Below are 19,207 nucleotides of genomic sequence, written 5' to 3' on the forward strand. Positions count from 1 at the left end.
ATGGCCATTGCCCGCGACACGCCGCCCCCGCTCAGCCGCGTGCCCGACCTCGGCGACGCGCCGCCCGGCTCCGGGCACGAGCGTGCGCTGGCCGCGCTGTGGGAATCGGCGCCCGGCTGGCGCGGCTGGCTCGGGACGGTCGATCACAAGCGCATCGGCCTGCGCTACATCGTCACCGCGTTCGCGTTCCTGCTGCTCGGCGGCGTCGAGGCGCTCGTGATGCGCATCCAGCTCGCGCGGCCGAACGCGACGCTGCTCACGCCCGCGCAATACGACTCGCTGTTCACGATGCACGGCGTCACGATGATCTTCCTGTATGCGCTGCCCGTGCTGTCCGGCTTCGCGAACTACCTCTGGCCGTTGATGCTCGGCTCGCGCGACATGGCGTTCCCGCGGCTGAACGCCTTCTCGTACTGGGTATTCCTGTTCGCCGGGCTGTTCCTTTATGCGAGCTTCCCGCTCGGCGCGGTGCCGGACGGCGGCTGGTTCAACTACGTGCCGCTCACGTCGCTCGATTACAGTGCCGGTGCGAACATCGACATCTACGCGCTCGGCATGATCCTGCTCGGCATCTCGACGACCGGCGGCGCCGCGAACTTCGTCGTCACGCTGCTGCGGATGCGCGCGCACGGCATGTCGATCGACCGGCTGCCGATCATCGTGTGGGGCACGCTGACGGCATCGGTCGCGAACCTCGTCGCGGTGCCGTCGGTGAGCCTTGCGTTCCTGCTGCTGTGGCTCGACCGCAATGCCGGCACGCATTTCTTCGACGTCGCGAACGGCGGGCGGCCGCTCCTGTGGCAGCACCTGTTCTGGATGTTCGCGCATCCGTGGGTGTACGTCGTCGTGCTGCCCGCGATGGGAATCGTGTCGGATGCGCTGCCGACCTTCTGCCGGCGGCCGCTCGTCGCGTACGAGGCCGTCGCCGTATCGACGGTGGCGACGATGCTGATCGGCTTCGAAGTGTGGGTCCACCACATGTTCGCGACGGGCATCGCGCCGCTCGCGCTCGCGTTCTTCGGCGCGGCCAGCATGCTGATCTCGATCCCCAGCGCGGTCGCGGTGTTCGCGTGGATCGCGACGATCTGGACCGGCCGCCCGGTGTTCCGCACGCCGTTCCTGTATTTCGCGGGCTTCGTGCTGATGTTCGTGATCGGCGGCGTGTCGGGCGTGATGACGGCGGCCGTGCCGCTAGACTGGCAGCTCACCGACACGTACTTCGTCGTCGCGCACCTGCATTACGTGCTGCTCGGCATCAACGTGTTCCCGGTGCTCGGCGGCGTCGCGTACTGGTTCCCGAAATTCACCGGACGCATGATGAACGAGCGGTTCGGCCGCTGGACCTTCTGGGTCGTGCTGATCGGCTTCAATCTCGGCTTCTTCCCGATGCACGTCTCCGGGCTGCTCGGGATGCCGCGCCGCATCTATACCTATCCGTCCGGAATGGGCTGGGATACGTCGAACCTGCTGACGACGATCGGCTCGTTCGTATTCGGGATCGGCATCGTGATGTTCGTCGTCAACGCGCTGGTGAGCGCGCGCCGCGGCGCGCACGCCGGCGAGAATCCCTGGGGCGCGGCCGGCCTCGAATGGTCGGTCGCGTCGCCGACGCCCGTGTACAACTTCGCGGCGCTGCCGCTCGTCGCATCGCGGCACCCGCTGTGGGAGACGCGCGACGATGCGCGTCGCACCAGCATGCGCGTCGGCTACCGGCTCGCGGACGGGCGCGAGGCGCTCGCGGTCACGCCGCTATCCGCAACGCCGAACGCGATCCTGAAGATGCCCGACGACACCTGCATTCCATTCGGGCTCGCGCTGCTCGCGACCGCCGTGTTCGCGGCGATGCTCGTGCGCTCGCCCGCGCTCGTCGGTGCGGCCGTGGCCGGCTGCGCGATCGCGACCGCCGCGTGGCTGTGGCCGCGCCGCACGCTCGGGCAGCGCGCCGGCCTGGCGGCCCACCCCGACACGCAGGCGCCCGCCGCCGCTGGCCTTCATCCGGACGAACCGCCGTCGGCGACGCTCCCCCATGGTGCGCCGTCCCCCTGCGTCGAGCCGCTGCCGATCGGCAGTTGCGGCGCGCGCGCGGGCGGCTGGTGGGGCGTGCTGATGCTGATCGTGACCGAGGCCGGACTGTTCGGCTACCTGCTGTTCTGTTATTTCTATCTGCAGTCGCAGACCTCGGCCCCGTGGCCGCCCGAAGGGATGCCGAAGATCGGGCTCGCGGCCGTCAACACGGTCGTGCTGCTGTCGAGCAGCGGGTTCGTATGGCTCGCCGAGCGCGCGGTACGGGCCGGCCGGCAGCAACGCGCGGTCGCGATGCTCGCCGTCGCGCTGGTGCTCGGCACAGCGTTCGCGCTGGTCCAGCTGCACGAATGGCGCGACCATCCGTACGGCCCGACCGCGCATCTGTATGGCAGCCTGTATTTCACGATCACCGGATTCCACCTCGCGCACGTCGTCGCGGGTCTCGCCATCCTCGCGCTGCTCGCCGGCTGGACGGCCGCCGGCTTCTTCGACCGCGAGCGGCGCGTCGCGCTGACGGTCGGCGCACTCTACTGGCACTTCGTCGACCTCGTGTGGCTGTTCATCTTCACCGCGCTGTACGTCTCGCCGTTCTGGCTCAGGAGCACGGAATGAACGGCGCGCGACGCGCGTGGACGCCGCTGCTCGCAATCGCGGCCGGGCTCGTCGGTGCGCCGGCGCTGTGGTTCGCGCAGATGCTCGTGTCCGAAACGCTCGCGTCCACCGCGTGCTATCCGCTCGGCATCGCGCAGACGGTGCCGCGCTGGGCGCACGTCGGCGTGTGGCTCGCGCTGATCGCCGCGTGTGCGTTCGCACTGGCCGCGGCCTGCGCGACGTGGCTCGCACGTGCATGGCGGCACCGCCACGACGCCGATGCGCCCGCCGCGACGCACGACGACAGCATGCGTTTTCTCGCGCGCTGCGGGATGCTCGCCGCGCTCGGCTTCGTGATCGGTCTCGTGTTCACGGGGATCGTCGCCGCTTTCGTGGGGCCGTGCAGCCCATGGCACTGATCCCGTTCGTGTCGCTCCTGTCGCGCGCGGCGGCCCGGGTGCCGGGACGCCGCGCGGGTATCGCGCTTGCCGTATGCGCCGTGCTCTGCGCGTGCGACCTCCAGCAGGACGACAATGCGGCCTCCGCCGGCGATACGGCCGACGCGGCGTCCGCCGCGGAAGCGCCCGAGCCCGCGTCGGGCTGGCGTTTCGTGCGGATTCGCGCATCGGCAGCCGATGCCGGGGCATCGATGTCCGCGCGCGTGCAACACGACCCGCGGCTGTCGCGGTCGCGCGACGCCGCGGCGCCGGATGCCGCGCCAGCCGCATCCGCCCGGCCGCCGCATCCGGCTTCCGGATCGGCCGGTCGCCGGCCGGACGTCGTCGCCGCCGCCGCAAGCGCCGATGCCGCAACGATCGCGCGCGGTCGCTACCTCGCGCTCGCCGGCGACTGCGCGGCGTGCCACGACGCGGCCGACCATACGCCGTACGCGGGCGGCCAGCCGGTGAATTCGCCATTCGGGCCGATCTACGCACCGAACATCACCCCGGACCCGACGCACGGGATCGGCCACTACACGCTGCGCCAGTTCGACGACGCGTTGCGGCGCGGCGTGCGCGCGGACGGCAGCCGGCTGTATCCGGCGATGCCGTACCCGTCGTTCGCGCGCCTGAGCGACGACGACGTGCGCGCGCTGTATGCGTATTTCATGCGTGGCGTCGCACCGTCCCCGAGCGCGGCGAAGCTCACGCAGTTGCCGTTTCCGTTCAATCAGCGCTGGGCGCTCGGGCTCTGGAGCCTTGTGTTCGCCAACGGCGACCGGTTCGCGCCGCAGCCGTCGCAATCGACCGAATGGAATCGCGGCGCGTATCTCGTGCAGGGGCTCGGCCATTGCGGCGCATGCCATACGCCGCGCGGGCCGGCCTACAACGAACGCGGCTACGACGAGCGCAGCCCCGCGTTCCTGACCGGCGGCGTCAACGACCACTGGTTCGCGCCGAACCTGACCGGCGCGGACGCGGACGGCCTCGGCCGCTGGTCCGCCGGCGATATCGCCGCGTTCCTGCGCAGCGGCCACGCGCAACGCGGCGCGGTGTTCGGTGCGATGGCGCCGGTGGTCGGCGAAAGTACCGCGTTGCTGACCGACGCCGACCGTCGTGCAATCGCCGTGTACCTGAAATCGTTGCCCCCACAACCGACTGCCGCGACGAATCCGTTGGGTGTCGGCATGCCGCGGCTGACGGCCGCCGGCCCGCGCCCGGAGGGTGGCCAGCAGGCGCCGGGCGCCGGGATATATGCGGGTTTCTGTGCGCGTTGCCACGGTGCCGACGGCACGGGCGTGCGTGACCACGGGCCGCCGCTCGTCGGCAATTCGGCGGTGCTGGCGGCCGATCCGACCAGCGCGATCCGGATCGTGGTCGAAGGCGCGCGTCCCGCGCCAGGTACGAACGGCCCCGTGCAACGGATGCCGGCCATGCGCGGCACGCTGACCAGCAGCGAGATCGCGGCGGTGGTCAGCTATGTGCGCGGCGCATGGGGCAATCGGGCCGCGCCGGTGTCGGAGCGGGAGGTGAGAAGGTTACGGGAAGCGATTCGCCAATAGCGTCCGGCATGGCAACGACGGCCGGGACGCACGCCCGGCTGTCGTCCGCGCGTCGCTCAGTCCCGCAACACCGCCACCGCCTTGATCTCGACGATGTAGCCGGGCGAGCCGCCCAGCATGTGCGCGCCGACCGCCGTCCATGCCGGTTTCGGATCGGCGTGCAGATACCGGTCGCGCACCTGCATGAACAGCGGCAGGTCGCGCATGTCGGTATGGAACGTCGTCAGGTCGACCACGTCGCCGAACGATGCACCGGCCGCCTCGAGCACGAGCCGCAGGTTCTCGAACGCCTGCACGATCTGCGCCTCGCGGCCGTCGACCGGTTGCATCGCCGCGTCGCGGCCGATCTGGCCGGACACGTACAGCGTGTCGCCGACCTGCAGGCCCGGCGCATAGCCGATTTTCTCGTACACCGCTTCCATTCCCGCCGGAACGATGGCTTTGCGATCACGCATGGGTGTCTCCGTGGCCGGCGGCGTCGCGCCGGCCGTCTGGTTGTCGATGAAAACGGTCGATGGGCGAAGCCGAGCGGCACGCCGCTCAACCCGTATCGCCGCCGGCGACCGGCAGCACCGTGCCGGTGATGTAGCTCGCCTCGTCGGACGCGAGGAACAGAATCGGCGCGATCTGCTCGTCGAGGCTGCCATAGCGCTTGAAGTACGTCGACTCGGTCACCTGCCGCACGGCCTCGGCCATCCACGCCTGCTCCTGTGCGCTGTCGCCGGCCGCATTGCGCGGCACGCGACGCGGCGGTGCATGCGTGCCGCCCGGCGCGGTGGCCACGACACGGATGTTGTGCGCCGCGTACTCCATCGCGAGCGCCGACGTCAGCGCATTGACGCCGCCCTTCGCCGCCGAGTACGGCACGCGGCGAATCCCGCGGGTCGCGTTCGACGAGACGTTGACGATCGTGCCGCCGCCGCGCGCGATCAGGTGCGGCAGCACGGCGTGACAGGCATAAAGCGTCGGCATCAGCGAGCGGCGGATTTCCGCGTCGATCTGCGCCGGCTCGAATTCGGCGAACGGGCGCATGCGAATCGCGCCGCCGACGCCGTTGATCAGGATGTCGATGCCGCCGAACGTCCGCACCGCGCACGCGATCGCCGCCCGAGCGCCTTCGTAGGTTTCGAGATCGGCGACGCAGCCTGCCGTGTCGCCGCCGCTCGCCTCGGCCGCCACCTCGGCGACGAAATCCGCGCGATCGACGAACAGCACCCTGCCGCCCTCGGCCGCCGCGCGCAGCGCGACGCCTCGCCCGATACCCTGCGCCGCGCCGGTGACGACGACGACCTTGCCGGAGAATCGTTGCATGATCATGCCGCCTTTGCCGTGACGTTGGGCGTGAACTTCTCGTAGTGGAAGCTGTTCGGCTTCACGCCTTCGTCGTCGAAGTACTGGCGCACCGCGTCGACCATCGGCGGCGGCCCGCACAGATACACGTCGACATCGCCGTCGTTCAGTGCATCGGCCGGAATGTGCTGCGTGACCCAGCCCTTGCGCGGATGGTCCGACGCGGCATCCGCGACGACCGTCGCGAAGCTGAAGTTCGGCAGCTGCGCCGCATAGGCCTCGATCGCGTCGACCAGCACGAGATCGAGATCGCGCGTCACGCCGTAGATCAGGTGCACCTTCTGCCGCGAGCCGCCGCGCGCCAGCACTTCGAGCATCGACAGGAACGGCGCGAGGCCGGTGCCGCCGGCGAGGAACAGCAGCGGCCGCGCGACGTCGCGCAGGTAGAAGCTGCCGAGCGGGCCGTGCAATTGCAGCGTGTCGCCCGGCCGCGCCGATTCGAGCCACGTGCTCATCACGCCGCCGGGAATCTTCTTGATCAGGAAGCTGACCTTCGCATCGGCCGGCGCCGACGAGAACGAATAGGAGCGGTGCTGGCCGCTCGCGGGCACGTCGATGTTCACGTACTGGCCCGGCAGGAACACCGGCGCGGCCGCGCCGACGTCGAGCTCGAGCACGACGGCCGCGTCGTTGTGCTGCTCGACCTTCGTGACCGTCGCGGCAAAGCCGCTCTGGCCGGTCTTGCACGCGACCGACGAGGTCGGCACCGCGATCACGCAATCGCTTTGCGGCACCATCTGGCACGTCAGCACGAGGCCGTCGTCCTTCTCGTCTTCGGTGAGCGCGTCATCGATGTAATCGTCGCCGAGGTCGTAGCGGCCGCTTTCGGCGCGGCACTTGCAGGTGCCGCACACGCCGTCGGAGCAATCCATCGGCAGGTTGATCTTCGCGCGGAAGGCCGCGTCGAGAACCTTCTCGCCGGCCTTGCAATCGATGAAGCGGGTTACCCCGTCCTCGAAGTTCAGTGCAATCGTGTAGCTGGACATGGTGTCGCCTCCACTTCCTTTCATCACAAAACGACGGCGTCAGACGTGATAGACGTCGAGCACCTGCCGGATGTAGTCGTTCTTCAGCACGATCTTCTTGTGCGAGATCAGCAGCGCATCGCCCGCCCGGCGCAACGTGACGAACATCGTGCCGAAGAAGTGGTCGGTCACGCGGTAACGATGGTTCAGCGTGTGAAAGTTGTAACGCACGTCCACTTCGTCATCGCGCTCGGCCAGCACCTCGACGTTCGTCACGTTGTGGCTGGTACGCGGCTCGGGCGTCGATGCGCCGCTGCGCTCGGTCTTGATCCGGAACACGCGGTCCTCGAGGCCGCCGCGGTCCGGGTAGTACATCAGCGAGATCTGGCTCTGCGGGTCGTCGGTCGGCCGGTCGTCGTCGTCCCACGCGGGCATCCAGTACGTGACGTCCTCCGAATAGCAGGTCAGCCACTCGTCCCACTGGCGATCGTCGAGCAGCCGTGCTTCGCGATACAGCGTCGTGCAAATGGTCCGGTAATCGAAGCTCATGCCGCCACCTCCCCGCGTTCCTTCTTCAGCGCATCGCGCATCACGTGCACCCAGTGTTCGTGCTGGCATACGAACAGCCCTTCGTCCTCGCTGCGCTCGCCCGAGATGCGCGGGTTCAGCCCCATCTTCGTCGCGTTCTCGTCCGGCCCGTCGACCCACAGCGGCGCGCCGCGCGACAGGTCATTCCACATCGCCGTGACGCCCGCATAACCGGCCTGGCACGCGCGGAACTCCTCGAGATCGTCGGCAGTGCCCATGCCCGTGACGTTGAAGAAATCCTCGTACTGGCGAATGCGGAGCGTGCGATCGGTGTCGCTCTCGCCCTTCGGCGCGAAGCAGAAGATCGTGACTTCGGTCCGGTCGACGCCGAGCGGCCGCACCACGCGGATCTGCGTGCTGAACTGGTCCATCAGGAACACGTTCGGGTACACGCACAGGTTGCGTGTCTGGTTCACGATGAAGTCGGCCTGCACGTCGCCGACGCGCGCGCGGATCTCGTCGCGATGCCGGTACACGGGCCGCACTTCCGGGTTCATCGTCTGCGTCCACAGCAGGATGTGGCCGTTGTCGAAGCCGTACACGCCCGCGACCGACTTGCTCCAGCTGTTCGCGTCGACGGCCTTGGTGCCGTCTTCCTTGCGGCGGCCCATCGTCGCCGCATAGTTCCAGTGCACGGTGCTGACGTGGTAGCCGTCGCAACCGTTCTCCATCTGCATCTTCCAGTTGCCTTCGTAGATGTAGGACGAGTTGCCGCGCAGCACTTCAAGCCCGTTCGGCGCCTGGTCGACGATCTGGTCGATGATCACGCGCGCTTCGCCGAGGTAGTCCTCGAGCGGCAGCACGTCGGGGTTGAGGCTGCCGAACAGGAAGCCGCGATAGCTTTCGAAGCGCGCGACCTGCTTCAGGTCGTGCGACCCGTTCGTGTTGAACTGCACCGGATATTCCGTCGTCTTCTCGTCCTTCACCTTCAGCAGCTTGCCGGTGTTCGAGAAGGTCCAGCCATGGAACGGGCACGTGAAGCTGCCCTTGTTGCCGTGCTTGCGGCGGCACAGCATCGCGCCCTTGTGCGCGCAGGCATTGATGACCGCGTGCAGCTCGCCGGTCTTGTCGCGCGTGATCACGATCGGCTGGCGGCCGATCCACGTCGTGTAGTAGTCGTTGTTGGCCGGAATCTGGCTTTCGTGCGCGAGGTACACCCAGTTGCCCTCGAAGATGTGCTTCATCTCGAGCTCGTACAGTTCCGCGTTCGTGAAGATGTCGCGGCGGCAGCGGAATACGCCGGCCTCCTTGTCGTCCTGCACGGCGGTGGCGAGCAGATGATCCAGTTCGTTGGTGGGGTCGATCGTGGCGGACATGTTGTCTCCTTCCATGCGCGTGCCGCGTCCTGCAAGCACGCTCGCATCGGTTTCGGTTGAATCTCGCGGAAACCCGGCCGGCGGCGGCGCATGCGCGCCGCGCCGCCAGGCGGTTACGCCGTCGCGGCTGCGCGCGGGCGGTGGACGATCTGGTTGTCCCTGCCCTGCACCAGCGGCGTCAGCACGAAGTTGAATTCGATGTCCTGGTAGGCATCGGCCTTCATGCCGAGCGCCGTGCCGCCGGTCTTCCCGACCACGGGCGGGATCAGCTCCTCGCGCGTCGCGTACGCGAAGTCGTCCCAGATCAGCGGATCGCCGTCGATGTTGAACTGCGTCGTCAGCTTGCGGTGATCGGGGCTGTCGACGAAGAAGTGCACGTGCGCCGGGCGGTTGCCGTGGCGGCCGAGGCCGTTCAGCAGTTGCTGCGTCGCGCCTTGGGGCGGGCAGCCGTAGCCGACCGGCATCAGCGTGCGAAATTCGTACTTGCCGTCGGCACCCGTCTTCACCGCGCCGCGCAGGTTGAAGTCGGTCTGTGCGCCGGTCGGGTCGAAGTGCGAATAGAAGCCCTTCGAGTTCGCGTGCCAGCATTCGACCACCGCGCCCGCGACCGGCTTGCCGTCGAGGCCCGTGACCGTGCCGTGGATCACGAGCGGGCCCGCGCCGTCGTCCGCGTCGAGATCGATCTTCGACACGCCGTCGCGAACCGGCGCGCCTGCGACGTACAGCGGCCCTTCGATCGTGCGCGGCGTGCCGCCGTCGAGGCCGGCGGCCTGGTCCGCGGCGTCCATCCGGATGTCCAGGTACTTCTCGAGACCCAGACCGGCCGCGAGCAGCGCTGCCTCGCCATCCTGACCGAGCTTGTTCAGGTAGTTGACGCCGGCCCACACTTCGTCGGGCGTGATGTCGAGATCGTCGATCGCCTTGAACAGGTCGCCGAGCAGGCGCAGCACGACCTGCTGCGTGCGCGCGTGACCGCCGGCGCCGCCCGCGTTCGACGCGGCCTTCAGCAGATCCTGCACTTCCCGGGTTTCGAAAACTTTGACGCTCATGATGGTGTCTCCACGTGTATTTTGGGGGGAATGACGGCTTTGCCTGACTCGGGCTAGCGCGCGACTCGCACGAGTCCGTCGCGGGTGAAACGCCTGACCTTGTCTTCGTCGAGCTCGATGCCGAGACCGGGGCCGTCCGGCACGGCCAGTTCGAAGTCGCTGTAGTCGAGCGGCTGCGTCAGGATCTCTTCGGTGATCAGCAGCGGCCCGAACAGCTCGGTGCCCCACTGCAGGTTCGCGAAACTCGCGAACAGGTGCGCGGACGCCACCGTGCCGAATGCGCCTTCGAGCATCGTGCCGCCGTATAGCTCGATGCCGGCGGCATCGGCGATCGCGGCCACGCGCTGCGCGGCGAAGAGGCCGCCGCTCTGCTCGATCTTGATCGCGAACACGTCCGCGCCGTGATGCTTCGCGATGTCGAAGGCGCTGTCGGGGCCTTGCAGGATTTCATCGGCCATCAGCGCGACCGGGAAACGGCCCATCAGGCGCGCCAGCGCCGCGGCGGACGCGACCGGCTGCTCGACCAGTTCGCAGCCCGCATCGGCCAGCGCGGGAATCGCGCGCGCGGCCTGCGTTTCGCTCCATGCCATGTTCACGTCCACGCGCACCGACGCGCGATCGCCGACGGCCTTCTTGATCTCGGCCACGTGCCGGATATCCGTCTCCGGCGACTTCGCGCCGATCTTCAGCTTGAACACGTTGTGGCGGCGCAGGTCGAGCATCCGCTCGGCTTCGGCGATGTCGGTGGACGTGTCGCCCGACGCGAGCGTCCATGCGACCGGCAGGCGATCGCGCCGGCGGCCGCCGAGCAGCTCGCCGACGGGCACGCCGAGCCGCTTGCCGTGCGCGTCGAGCAGCGCGGTTTCGAGCGCGCTCTTCGCGAAGTGATTGACCTTCGCGAGCTTGCCGAGGAAGGCCATCAGCGTCTGGATGCGTGTTGCGTCGCGGCCGACGATCGCCGGGGCGAGGTACGCATCGATCGCGAGCTTCATCGCCTCGGGGCTTTCCGGGCCGTACGCCATGCCGGCGATCGTCGTGCCTTCGCCGAGGCCCGTCACGCCGTCGCTGCAGAACACCTTCACGAGCATCAGCGTCTGGCCGTGCATCGTGGCCACCGACAGCTTGTGCGGGCGGATCGTCGGCAGGTCGACGAGGCGGGTTTCGATGCGTTCGATGGTGGCGGAAGACATGGCGCGTGCGGCTTGGGGGCTGTTCATGGAACGGATTTATACGCGGCGGGGAAATGGGGCGTCCAATACTTTTGGTCGCCGAATTTCATACCTGACAGGTATCGAACCTTGGCAATATGCGCGCATTATTGCGACGCACCATACCTATTTTGGCTAGTTAGCGAGATGCGGAGCCTTGCTGGAGCGGGGTGTGCGCGAATGCGCGCTACGGTGGGGGAAGCGGTGCGCCGCGGTCGACCGCGCACCGGCCATAAGCGAGGAAATCGGCGGTCGATACGGGAAGATCAGGGTTTTCCTGAGGGAAAAAACTGCCGGACCGTGGCGGCACGACGGGCCGCCGTGCCATCGTCGGTCAGCGGCAGGCCGCCGCGACCGTCGCCTGCCATTGCGCGGCGACGCCGGCGTAATCGTCGACCTTGAAAGCCGAGCCGTCCTGGACATGGACCCAGCCGAGCGTGCGCTCGGACAGCGGCTTCTCGTGATCGTCCGTCGCGACCTTGACGATCGCATGCGCACGGACGTGCACGACACCGTTCGGGTAGTCGGACGACGGGTTCGCCAGCGTCACCGTCACGAACGGCCCGAGATCCTGCAGCAACTGCGCGGCCGGCGGATCGTCGGCCAGCAGCAGCGCGCCGCCCTTCACGCGGTCGTCCACGCGGATGGCCGTGCCGCCCGGCCGCCGGTGCGCGGCGGTCGGCAGCGACATCCACAGCACGTGCGCCGGGTTGAGATAGACCACGTCGGGGTCGCCCATCGCGTCGCGCGTTTCAATCCGGGGTATCGGCATCGAGCATCTCCAGTCGAATATCGGGCACCGCATGCGGGTGTGTCGGCACCATGATGATGCCGCACGATGTCGGCTTGCCGCGCGTGTTCCGATGAATGGCGCGACGGCCCGCGAGCGGGGCGCCGCGCCATGCGCACGTCACTGCCTTGCCGGCGCACCGATACCGTCGATGTCGGGCGCCCAGCCCGTCGGATTGGAGAACTTCAGCGTGTTGGCGCTCCCTTGCCTGAACGTGCCCGTCACCGTCACCGTCGACACGTTCCCCCATCCGCCCGTCGACGGGAACGACACGGACACGGGCGCCGCGCCGTCGAAACCGACCTGCGCGCTGCGCGGCGTCGAATCGCCGTTCACGTAGGCGATCACGACGCTGTAGGTGCCGTCCGCCGGCACCGAGATGCCGTTGATCGTGAGCGTGCCGTTGCTGGTCCCGTCACCGTTGCCGATATAGCCGACGTCCTGTCCGCGCGAACACGCGCCGCATGACGACACGTGCGCCGCCCCGCCGAGCGTGTTGCCGGCTGCCTCGGCCTCGTAAGCCAGCGGCGGCGGCGGCGGAACCTTCACCGGGCCGGCCACCACGGCGACCGACGTGACGTCCGGTGCTGCCGTCGTACCGCCGGTGCCCGACAAGGTCAACGTGTTCGGCCCGGACTGCAGGTTGACAAAGACCGTTACCGTGCCGACGGTATTGCCGGTGGGCGGAAACGCGAGCGTCGTGCCGTTGCCGCCGTTCGCCGCGAGCTGTGCGCTGGCGGTTTCCGTCCCGGTGTTCAGGTAGGCGATCTGGACATAACCGCCCACCGTTTGCGAGGTCACGTTGTTGAACGTCACCGCGCCCAGCCCCGTCACCTTCTTGCCGCTCGCACACGCGGTGCAGTCCGCGACCGTCGCGCCGCCCGACAGCGGGCCCGGCAGGTAGGCGGTCGACGGCAGGTCCGTGCCGCTCAACACGAGCATCACGGTGCCGCCGGCCGGCACGCTCGCGGCCGTGTAGGCACCGGTCGCCGCGCCGAGATCCTTGTGCGCCCAGACATCGCGGACGGTCGCCGACGTACCGGCCGCGAAGCCCAGTTGCTGCCACGTCACCGTGATGTCGCTCGCCGCCGTGCCGTTATTGAACAGCAGCACCGCGCGTTTGCCCGCGCCGGCCAGCAGCTTCGCCCACACCTGCTGCCCGTTGGCATCCGCGACCTTCAAGCCCTGCAGGCCCAGCATGTCCTGGTCGATCGCGATCAGCTCGGGATTGGTGAGCAGGCTCGCCGTATCGCTCGACAGCGACTTCGACAGGTCGTTGCCGAGTATCATCGGCGCGCCGGCGATGGCCCACAGATTCACGTGCGCCAGGTCGTTCGCCGCCGTCATGCCCATGCCGGCCACCATCATGTCCGGATCGTTGTAGTAACCGGTGTGCTGGCCTTCGGGGTGATAGTTGCCGTTGAAGTTGCCGAGCACCGAGCCGAACTTCGGCACCCCGCTCCCCGGCCCGTAGATGTCGCCCGTCGTGCGCCACGAAGTCGCGATCCCCGCGCCCCAGTCCCAGGGCCCCAGGTTGTAGTCGGGATAACCGCTCTTGCCGAGCGTGCCCCAGTCGCACATGTTCAGCACCAGCCGCTTCCCGGTGGCGACATAGGCTTTCTGAATCGCCTGCGAGATCGCCGTATAGGCTTGCTGCGGATCGTATCCGGCCGCGCTGCCGCCGCACCAGTCGACCTTGACGAAGTCGTAGCCCCACTGCGCGAACTGCAGGAAGTCGTGATCGTAGTGCGCGTAGTCGCTGCCGACGAAATGCGTGCCGTTCGTGTTTCCGCAGCCCTGCGGCCCGGAGTCGATATAGATGCCGGCCTTCAACCCCTTGCCGTGAATGTAGTCGGCCATCGCCTTCATCCCGCCCGGCCACTGATTGGTGGGATTGCCGTTCATGTCGACGTTGAGGATGAAGTTGCCGTTCGCGTCGCGCTTTCTGGACGTCCACCAGCCTTCGTCGATGTTCACATACTGGTACTTGTTGCCCGTCGCGAGGTTCGCGTTCAGCGCGGCCAGGCCGTCGGCCTGCGCCTTGATCGTATCGAAGCTGACGTTTTCCTCGAGGCTGTTCCACGACGACCAGCCCATCGGCGGCGGATTCACCGCGATCTGCTGCAGTGCGGTCGGGGACGTACCGGTGGGGGTCGTGCCGCCGCCAGTCGTCGACGTCGTGCCGGTGGTCGAGGTCGTCCCCGTCGCCGACGTGTTCGTTCCCGGCGACGAACCGACATCGTCGCCGCCGCATGCCGACAGGCCAATCGCTGCCGCCACGAGACATATCATCAACATTCCTAAATGATTGACGCCCTTCATCTTCGTCTCCCGATTGTTGTGAACGACGCACGCCAGTCAGCATCGTGCGCGTACGCAGATTAATGACGTTCGTTTCCCCGTTTCAATCTTTGCGGCACGCGGTCACATATTGGGAGATGACGGTGTTCCGGTCGCCCATCGCGTTGACGTCGATGCTTGCCGCGATCGTCCGCGAAAACCCACTCTTTGGACACTTGATCGACCAGGCGGAAACAATCCGCGTCGTTATTGCCGGTTTGAAGTAAAACCGGACAGGCGCGCCGCTACGCTCGCGACGTTGCGTGCGCGAGCTTCGCCACGCGTTCGTCGTACCCCCCGGATACGCCGTGGCATCGGGCCGCGGCCGATAGACGTGCGGCCTCCACGGTTCCGGTTCGAGGCTCGGCAACAGGCGCACCAGGCGCCCCTGCTGGACGTACGGCCGAACCAGGTACGCCGCGCACCGGCCGAATCCGGCTCCGGCTCATACGGCCTCGATCTCCGCCTCGGTGTCGTCCGTCAGACAGGCCGGCGACAACGGCACGAAGTGTGGTTCTCCACGGAAGATCCATGGCCACGCGCACCCGCTCCCACGATCGATCAGGCACGTCACCGGCATCGCCTCGAGTTAATTGCGGAATGGGGCTGCCAGGCCAAAGCGCATTCTTGAAAATGACTGCAATCGGGGGCGCCAGATATCCTTTGCGGATCGATAACGGCCGATCCGAACACGCGTGACCGAAAGTCTTCGCGCAGGTTTTCACGCCGGGCCTTCAGATCAGGCACCGGTCCCGCCGCACCGGCCACACCTGCAGTGTCATCGAACAGAATGCGACAACAAAACCCACAGCGACTGTTCAGTTTCCGCACACCGCATCGCGAACACGCCCCAATCCATACGCCTCCCGCGCGTGGGAAGAAACCCGGATAGCTCCGTTTCGCCCTGCCCGCCTACCCTCGCGGGCATGCTGGAGCGGGCAGCGCGTTGCCCGATCCGGCGATCCGAATTTCCACAGGAGCGCACATGGATAGCAGCAACACCGCACTGTTCGACGCCGACATCTGGCGCGGCAAGATCTTCACCGGCCGCTGGGACGCGAGCCCGCACGCGGCCGACGTGATCGAACCGGCGACCGGCAACACGCTCGGCCGCATCGGTCTCGCCGACGGCGCGGCCATCGCGGAAGCCGCCATCGCCGCCCATCGCGCGCAACCCGCATGGTTCGCCCTGCCCTACGACGAGCGCGCGGCGGTGCTGCGCCGCGCGGCGGCCGTCGCCGAAACGCATTTCGATGCGATCGTCGACTGGCTCGTGCGCGAAAGCGGCTCGACGCGCGCGAAGGCGTCGTTCGAAACGTCCGTTACGATCAAGGCATTGCACGAGGCCGCCGGGCTGCCGTCGCGCGCAGCCGGTGAAGTGCTGCCGTCGGCGGCCGGCCGGCTGTCGCTCGCGCGCCGCCGCCCGCGCGGCGTGGTCGGCGTGATCTCGCCGTTCAATTTCCCGCTGTACCTCGCGCTGCGCGCGGTCGCACCGGCGCTCGCGCTCGGCAACGCGGTCGTGTTGAAACCCGATCCGCGCACCGCCGTGTGCGGCGGTGTCGCGATCGCGCGCGTGTTCGAGCTAGCCGGCCTGCCCGAGGGCGTGCTGCACGTGCTGCCCGGCGACGGTGCGGCCGGCGCCGCGCTGGTCGCCGATCCGCATGTCGCGATGATCCAGTTCACCGGCTCCACCGCGGCCGGGCGCAAGGTCGGCGAAGCGGCGGGCCGCCATCTGAAGAAGGTATCGTTGGAACTCGGCGGCAAGAACTCGCTGATCGTGCTCGACGACGCCGATCTCGACCGCGCGGTCGCCAACACCGCGTGGGGCGCGTATCTGCATCAAGGCCAGATATGCATGGCGACCGGCCGCGTGCTCGTGCAGCGCGCGATCCACGACCGCTTCGTCGCGAAGCTCGTCGAGAAGGCGCAAAGCCTGCGCGTCGGCGACCCGGCTACCGGCGACGTCGGCCTCGGACCGTTGATCAATGCCGCGCAATGCGACCATGCGGCGAGCGTGGTCGATGCAGCCCGCCGCGCGGGCGCACGCGTCGAGACGGGCGGCGGCCATCGCGGCCTGTTCTTCGAGCCGACCGTGCTGAGCGGCGTCACGCCGGGCAATCCGGCGTTCGACGAGGAAATTTTCGGGCCGGTCGCGATCGTCGTGCCGTTCGATACCGACGAAGACGCGATCACCCTCGCCAATCAAACCGAATATGGGCTGTCGATGGCGATCCTGTCCGCCGACGTCGGCCGCGCGCTGAGGATCGGCGAACGCCTGAACACGGGGCTGCTGCACATCAACGACCAGACGGTGAACGACGAAGTGATCAATCCGTTCGGCGGCGTCGGCGCATCGGGCAATGGTGCGAGCATCGGCGGCAGCGCGAACTGGGAAGAATTCACGCAGTGGCAGTGGCTGACGATCAAGGGCGAAGCGCCGTTGTACCCGATTTGACGAGGAGACCGACCATGTACACCGAAAACGATACGCGCGCCGTCACCGCGGCCGTCGCACGCGCCGCCGGCGCGCCCTTCACGATCGAATCCGCGCGGCTCCGCGCGCCGCGCGCCGACGAGGTGCTGGTACGCGTCGTCGCGACGGGCCTGTGCCACACCGACCTGATCGTGCGCGACCAGTACTACCCGGTACCGCTGCCGGCCGTGCTCGGTCACGAAGGCGCCGGCGTGGTCGAGGCGGTCGGCCCGGACGTGAAGACGCTCGCCGCCGGCGATCACGTCGTGCTCACCTACGGCGCGTGCGGCCACTGCGCGTCGTGCGTCGGCGGTCACGGCGCGTATTGCCGGCAGTTCTTCGCGCTGAATTTCGGCGGCGCCGACGCCGACGGGCAGACGGCCATCCGCGACGAAGCCGGACAACCGCTGCACGATCATTTCTTCGCGCAGTCGTCGTTCGCGAGCTACGCGCTCGCACGCGAGAACAACGCGATCAAGGTGCCGAAGCAAGCGCCGCTCGAACTGCTCGGCCCGCTCGGCTGCGGGATCCAGACCGGCGCGGGCGCGGTGATCAACTCGCTCGCGGTGCGCCCCGGCAGCAGCTTCGCGAGCTTCGGCGCGGGGGCGGTCGGGATGAGTGCCGTGATGGCCGCACGCATCGCGGGTGCGACGACGATCATCGCGGTCGACATCGTCCCGTCGCGGCTCGCGCTGGCGCTCGAGCTCGGCGCGACGCACGCGCTCAACAGCCGGGAAGTCGACGTCGGCGACGCGATCCGCGAGATCACCGGCGGTGGCGTCGACTATGCGCTCGAATCGACCGGGCTGCCGGCGGTGCTGTCGCAAGGGATCGACGCGCTCGGCTCGCGCGGCACGATGGGCGTGGTCGGCGCGCCGAAGCTCGGCACGAAAGCCGAATTCGACGTGAACAGCCTGCTGCTCGGCGGCCACACGATCCGCGGCATCGTCGAAGGCGACAGCGTGCCGCAGACGTTCATTCCGCAGCTCGTGCAACTGCACCTGCAAGGGCGGTTTCCGTTCGACCGGCTGGTGAAGTTCTATCCGCTCGAGCAGATCAACCAGGCGGCGGAAGACAGCAGCACGGGAATCACGCTCAAGCCGATCCTGCGCTTGCCGCATTGAGCGCACGCGGGCGCCGCGCGGGCCGCCGACGCCTCGCGGCGGCACGCAACGACGCCCTCGGGGAAGGAAAATGCCGCATTCCGGGCACCGGGCTATATTACGCATTCGCTCGACACGCCGGCGCGGCACGCGCGCCCGGACTTTCGACCCACATGGAGCGCAGCGTGAACATGGCCCCCGAATCCCCTGCACGGCCGGTCGACCTCGACCGGCTCCGCGCCCGCTTCGCCGCGGGCGAGCCGCTGCCGGACACGGCGTTGCCGGCCGGCGTCGCGCGCTCGTGGCTGCGCTCGCGCGATGCCGGGCTGCGGCCGTGGCAAACCGCCCGCTATGAAATGCAGCGCGAGCACGACGAATCGCGCGCGGACCGGCGGCTCTATCGCTGCGTCGCGCAGGAGATCGAGCCGCTGTGGGCCGCATTCGGCGGCAGCGAATGGACGATCATGTGCGTCAATCCGCACGGCACGGTCATCCACGCGCGACGCAGCCCCCAATGCGACGACGCGCTGCTGACGCCGATCGTCGCCGGGCGCCGGATCGTCGAACCGAACATCGGCACGACCGCGCCGAGCTGCGTGATTCACGACGGCGTCGAGACCGTCGTCGCGGGCGCGCAGCATTATCTCGACGCGTTCTCGCGGGTGTTCTGTCTCGCGGTACCGCTGGTCGGCTTCGACGGTGAAGTCATCGGCGCGCTCGATATCACCGGCACCGGCCGGCGCAATGTCGCGCAACTGCTCGAGCCGTTCCGGCATGCGGCGCTGTCCGCCGAGCAGCGGCTTTATGCGATGCTGCGCGACTGCCATCTGCTGCAGGTGCAATACGATCCGCGCTGGCTCGGCACGCCGCTCGCCGGCGTCATTGCGCTCGACGGGTCCGGCCGCGTGCGTGCGGTGAGCCGGCCGGCGCGCCGGATGCTCGACCTCGCGCCCGAAGGGCCGGCCGCACCGGTCGAGCTCCGGCAACTGTTTCCCGGTGCGACGCCCGCGCAGCAGCGTCGCTTGCTGACACCGTCGCGCACGCCGCAGCGGATCGCACGCGACGATGGCAGCCACATCTGGGTGCGCACCGTGCGCGCACCGCTCGATCGGGCGACCGCCGCGCGCCACGCCGACGTGCTCGCCGACGCGGAGGACCTGTGTCACGCGGCGCCGGCCGTCAGCCCACCCGCCAGCGTCAGCCTGCGCGAACAGTCGCTCGACGCGATCCGCCGGGCGCTCGACGAGCATGACGGCAACGTGTCGGCGGCCGCGCGGCAACTCGGCATTTCACGCACGACGCTGTACGCGAAACTGCGGCAGCGCGATGCGGCGGGGCTCCCATACGACGCGCCGCATTGACGACGCGGGACGAAGCGGGCCGCATGACAATGGCGCTTGGGGCCCG

Annotated in this window: 15 protein-coding genes; 6 read left to right on the plus strand and 9 right to left on the minus strand. The window is 68.4% G+C overall.

Features of this window, described 5'->3' with window-relative positions; all coding sequences use genetic code 11:
• Genes ctaD through WJ12_RS16745 form a run of 3 tightly spaced genes read left to right on the plus strand, consistent with a single transcriptional unit; the run spans window position 1 to window position 4,618 of the window.
• Window positions 1-2,637 carry a cytochrome c oxidase subunit I gene (gene ctaD, locus WJ12_RS16735; RefSeq protein ID WP_059561115.1) on the plus strand — a complete coding sequence of 879 codons (2,637 nt, stop codon included), beginning with the start codon at window positions 1-3 and terminating at the stop codon, window positions 2,635-2,637.
• Entirely contained in the window at window positions 2,634-3,035 is a 402-nt protein-coding gene (locus WJ12_RS16740; RefSeq protein ID WP_059561117.1) for a hypothetical protein, read from the plus strand. Before ctaD ends, WJ12_RS16740 begins: the two co-directional genes overlap by 4 nt.
• Complete coding sequence (locus tag WJ12_RS16745) at window positions 3,026-4,618, plus strand: cytochrome c (RefSeq protein WP_059561120.1); 1,593 nt, start codon at window positions 3,026-3,028, stop codon at window positions 4,616-4,618. Before WJ12_RS16740 ends, WJ12_RS16745 begins: the two co-directional genes overlap by 10 nt.
• Window positions 4,619-4,674: 56 nt before the next feature.
• On the opposite strand, the gene WJ12_RS16750 is transcribed toward WJ12_RS16745, so the two are convergent.
• From WJ12_RS16750 to WJ12_RS16790, 9 genes are all read right to left on the minus strand, one after another.
• Entirely contained in the window at window positions 4,675-5,073 is a 399-nt protein-coding gene (locus WJ12_RS16750; protein ID WP_049030437.1) for a RidA family protein, read from the minus strand.
• A gap of 85 nt (window positions 5,074-5,158) precedes the next feature.
• Window positions 5,159-5,935 carry a benzoate diol dehydrogenase BenD gene (gene benD / locus WJ12_RS16755; RefSeq protein ID WP_034190026.1) on the minus strand — a complete coding sequence of 259 codons (777 nt, stop codon included), beginning with the start codon at window positions 5,933-5,935 and terminating at the stop codon, window positions 5,159-5,161.
• Window positions 5,932-6,954, minus strand: a complete 1,023-nt coding sequence (gene benC / locus WJ12_RS16760) for a benzoate 1,2-dioxygenase electron transfer component BenC (RefSeq protein WP_059561123.1) — start codon at window positions 6,952-6,954, stop codon at window positions 5,932-5,934. Before benC ends, benD begins: the two co-directional genes overlap by 4 nt.
• 39 nt (window positions 6,955-6,993) lie before the next feature.
• Window positions 6,994-7,482, minus strand: coding sequence for a benzoate 1,2-dioxygenase small subunit (benB, locus tag WJ12_RS16765; RefSeq protein ID WP_034190024.1), 489 nt, complete (start codon window positions 7,480-7,482; stop codon window positions 6,994-6,996).
• Window positions 7,479-8,837: a Rieske 2Fe-2S domain-containing protein gene (locus WJ12_RS16770; RefSeq protein WP_034190095.1), complete on the minus strand. Its 1,359-nt coding sequence runs from the start codon at window positions 8,835-8,837 to the stop codon at window positions 7,479-7,481. The genes benB and WJ12_RS16770 overlap by 4 nt, the downstream gene beginning before the upstream one ends.
• 113 nt (window positions 8,838-8,950) lie before the next feature.
• A complete protein-coding gene (catA, locus tag WJ12_RS16775) occupies window positions 8,951-9,886 on the minus strand; it encodes a catechol 1,2-dioxygenase (protein WP_059561126.1) in 936 nt (311 codons plus the stop codon).
• A gap of 53 nt (window positions 9,887-9,939) precedes the next feature.
• Window positions 9,940-11,076, minus strand: coding sequence for a muconate/chloromuconate family cycloisomerase (locus tag WJ12_RS16780; protein WP_059561130.1), 1,137 nt, complete (start codon window positions 11,074-11,076; stop codon window positions 9,940-9,942).
• Between the two features lie 352 nt (window positions 11,077-11,428).
• The gene (locus tag WJ12_RS16785; RefSeq protein ID WP_069705750.1) at window positions 11,429-11,866 is read right to left on the minus strand and encodes a hypothetical protein; all 438 of its coding nucleotides are present in this window, start codon (window positions 11,864-11,866) and stop codon (window positions 11,429-11,431) included.
• Between the two features lie 138 nt (window positions 11,867-12,004).
• Window positions 12,005-14,164, minus strand: coding sequence for an alpha-galactosidase D (locus tag WJ12_RS16790; RefSeq protein WP_226103834.1), 2,160 nt, complete (start codon window positions 14,162-14,164; stop codon window positions 12,005-12,007).
• A gap of 1,045 nt (window positions 14,165-15,209) precedes the next feature.
• Here WJ12_RS16790 and WJ12_RS16800 point away from each other — a divergent pair.
• The 3 genes from WJ12_RS16800 to WJ12_RS16810 all read left to right on the plus strand — a co-directional run bounded on the left by WJ12_RS16800 (window position 15,210) and on the right by WJ12_RS16810 (window position 19,161).
• Window positions 15,210-16,679 (plus strand): benzaldehyde dehydrogenase, encoded by a 1,470-nt coding sequence (locus tag WJ12_RS16800; protein WP_059561134.1) that lies wholly within the window; start codon window positions 15,210-15,212, stop codon window positions 16,677-16,679.
• A 14-nt stretch (window positions 16,680-16,693) separates the two neighbouring features.
• Entirely contained in the window at window positions 16,694-17,821 is a 1,128-nt protein-coding gene (locus WJ12_RS16805; protein WP_069245749.1) for an NAD(P)-dependent alcohol dehydrogenase, read from the plus strand.
• A 170-nt stretch (window positions 17,822-17,991) separates the two neighbouring features.
• The gene (locus tag WJ12_RS16810) at window positions 17,992-19,161 is read left to right on the plus strand and encodes a helix-turn-helix domain-containing protein (protein WP_226103844.1); all 1,170 of its coding nucleotides are present in this window, start codon (window positions 17,992-17,994) and stop codon (window positions 19,159-19,161) included.
• The last annotated feature ends 46 nt before the right edge of the window (window positions 19,162-19,207 follow it).

Origin of the sequence: Burkholderia seminalis (assembly GCF_001718535.1) — a bacterium.
Classification (GTDB): Bacteria; Pseudomonadota; Gammaproteobacteria; order Burkholderiales; family Burkholderiaceae; genus Burkholderia; species Burkholderia seminalis.

Excerpts from the sequence above, each read along its gene's own strand:
- ctaD (WP_059561115.1), top strand. The coding sequence starts at position 1 with ATGGCCATTGCCCGCGACACGCCGCCCCCGCTCAGCCGCGTGCCCGAC.
- WJ12_RS16740 (WP_059561117.1), top strand. The coding sequence starts at position 2,634 with ATGAACGGCGCGCGACGCGCGTGGACGCCGCTGCTCGCAATCGCGGCC.
- WJ12_RS16745 (WP_059561120.1), top strand. The coding sequence starts at position 3,026 with ATGGCACTGATCCCGTTCGTGTCGCTCCTGTCGCGCGCGGCGGCCCGG.
- WJ12_RS16750 (WP_049030437.1), bottom strand. The coding sequence starts at position 5,073 with ATGCGTGATCGCAAAGCCATCGTTCCGGCGGGAATGGAAGCGGTGTAC.
- benD (WP_034190026.1), bottom strand. The coding sequence starts at position 5,935 with ATGATCATGCAACGATTCTCCGGCAAGGTCGTCGTCGTCACCGGCGCG.
- benC (WP_059561123.1), bottom strand. The coding sequence starts at position 6,954 with ATGTCCAGCTACACGATTGCACTGAACTTCGAGGACGGGGTAACCCGC.
- benB (WP_034190024.1), bottom strand. The coding sequence starts at position 7,482 with ATGAGCTTCGATTACCGGACCATTTGCACGACGCTGTATCGCGAAGCA.
- WJ12_RS16770 (WP_034190095.1), bottom strand. The coding sequence starts at position 8,837 with ATGTCCGCCACGATCGACCCCACCAACGAACTGGATCATCTGCTCGCC.
- catA (WP_059561126.1), bottom strand. The coding sequence starts at position 9,886 with ATGAGCGTCAAAGTTTTCGAAACCCGGGAAGTGCAGGATCTGCTGAAG.
- WJ12_RS16780 (WP_059561130.1), bottom strand. The coding sequence starts at position 11,076 with ATGTCTTCCGCCACCATCGAACGCATCGAAACCCGCCTCGTCGACCTG.
- WJ12_RS16785 (WP_069705750.1), bottom strand. The coding sequence starts at position 11,866 with ATGCCGATACCCCGGATTGAAACGCGCGACGCGATGGGCGACCCCGAC.
- WJ12_RS16800 (WP_059561134.1), top strand. The coding sequence starts at position 15,210 with ATGGATAGCAGCAACACCGCACTGTTCGACGCCGACATCTGGCGCGGC.
- WJ12_RS16805 (WP_069245749.1), top strand. The coding sequence starts at position 16,694 with ATGTACACCGAAAACGATACGCGCGCCGTCACCGCGGCCGTCGCACGC.
- WJ12_RS16810 (WP_226103844.1), top strand. The coding sequence starts at position 17,992 with ATGGCCCCCGAATCCCCTGCACGGCCGGTCGACCTCGACCGGCTCCGC.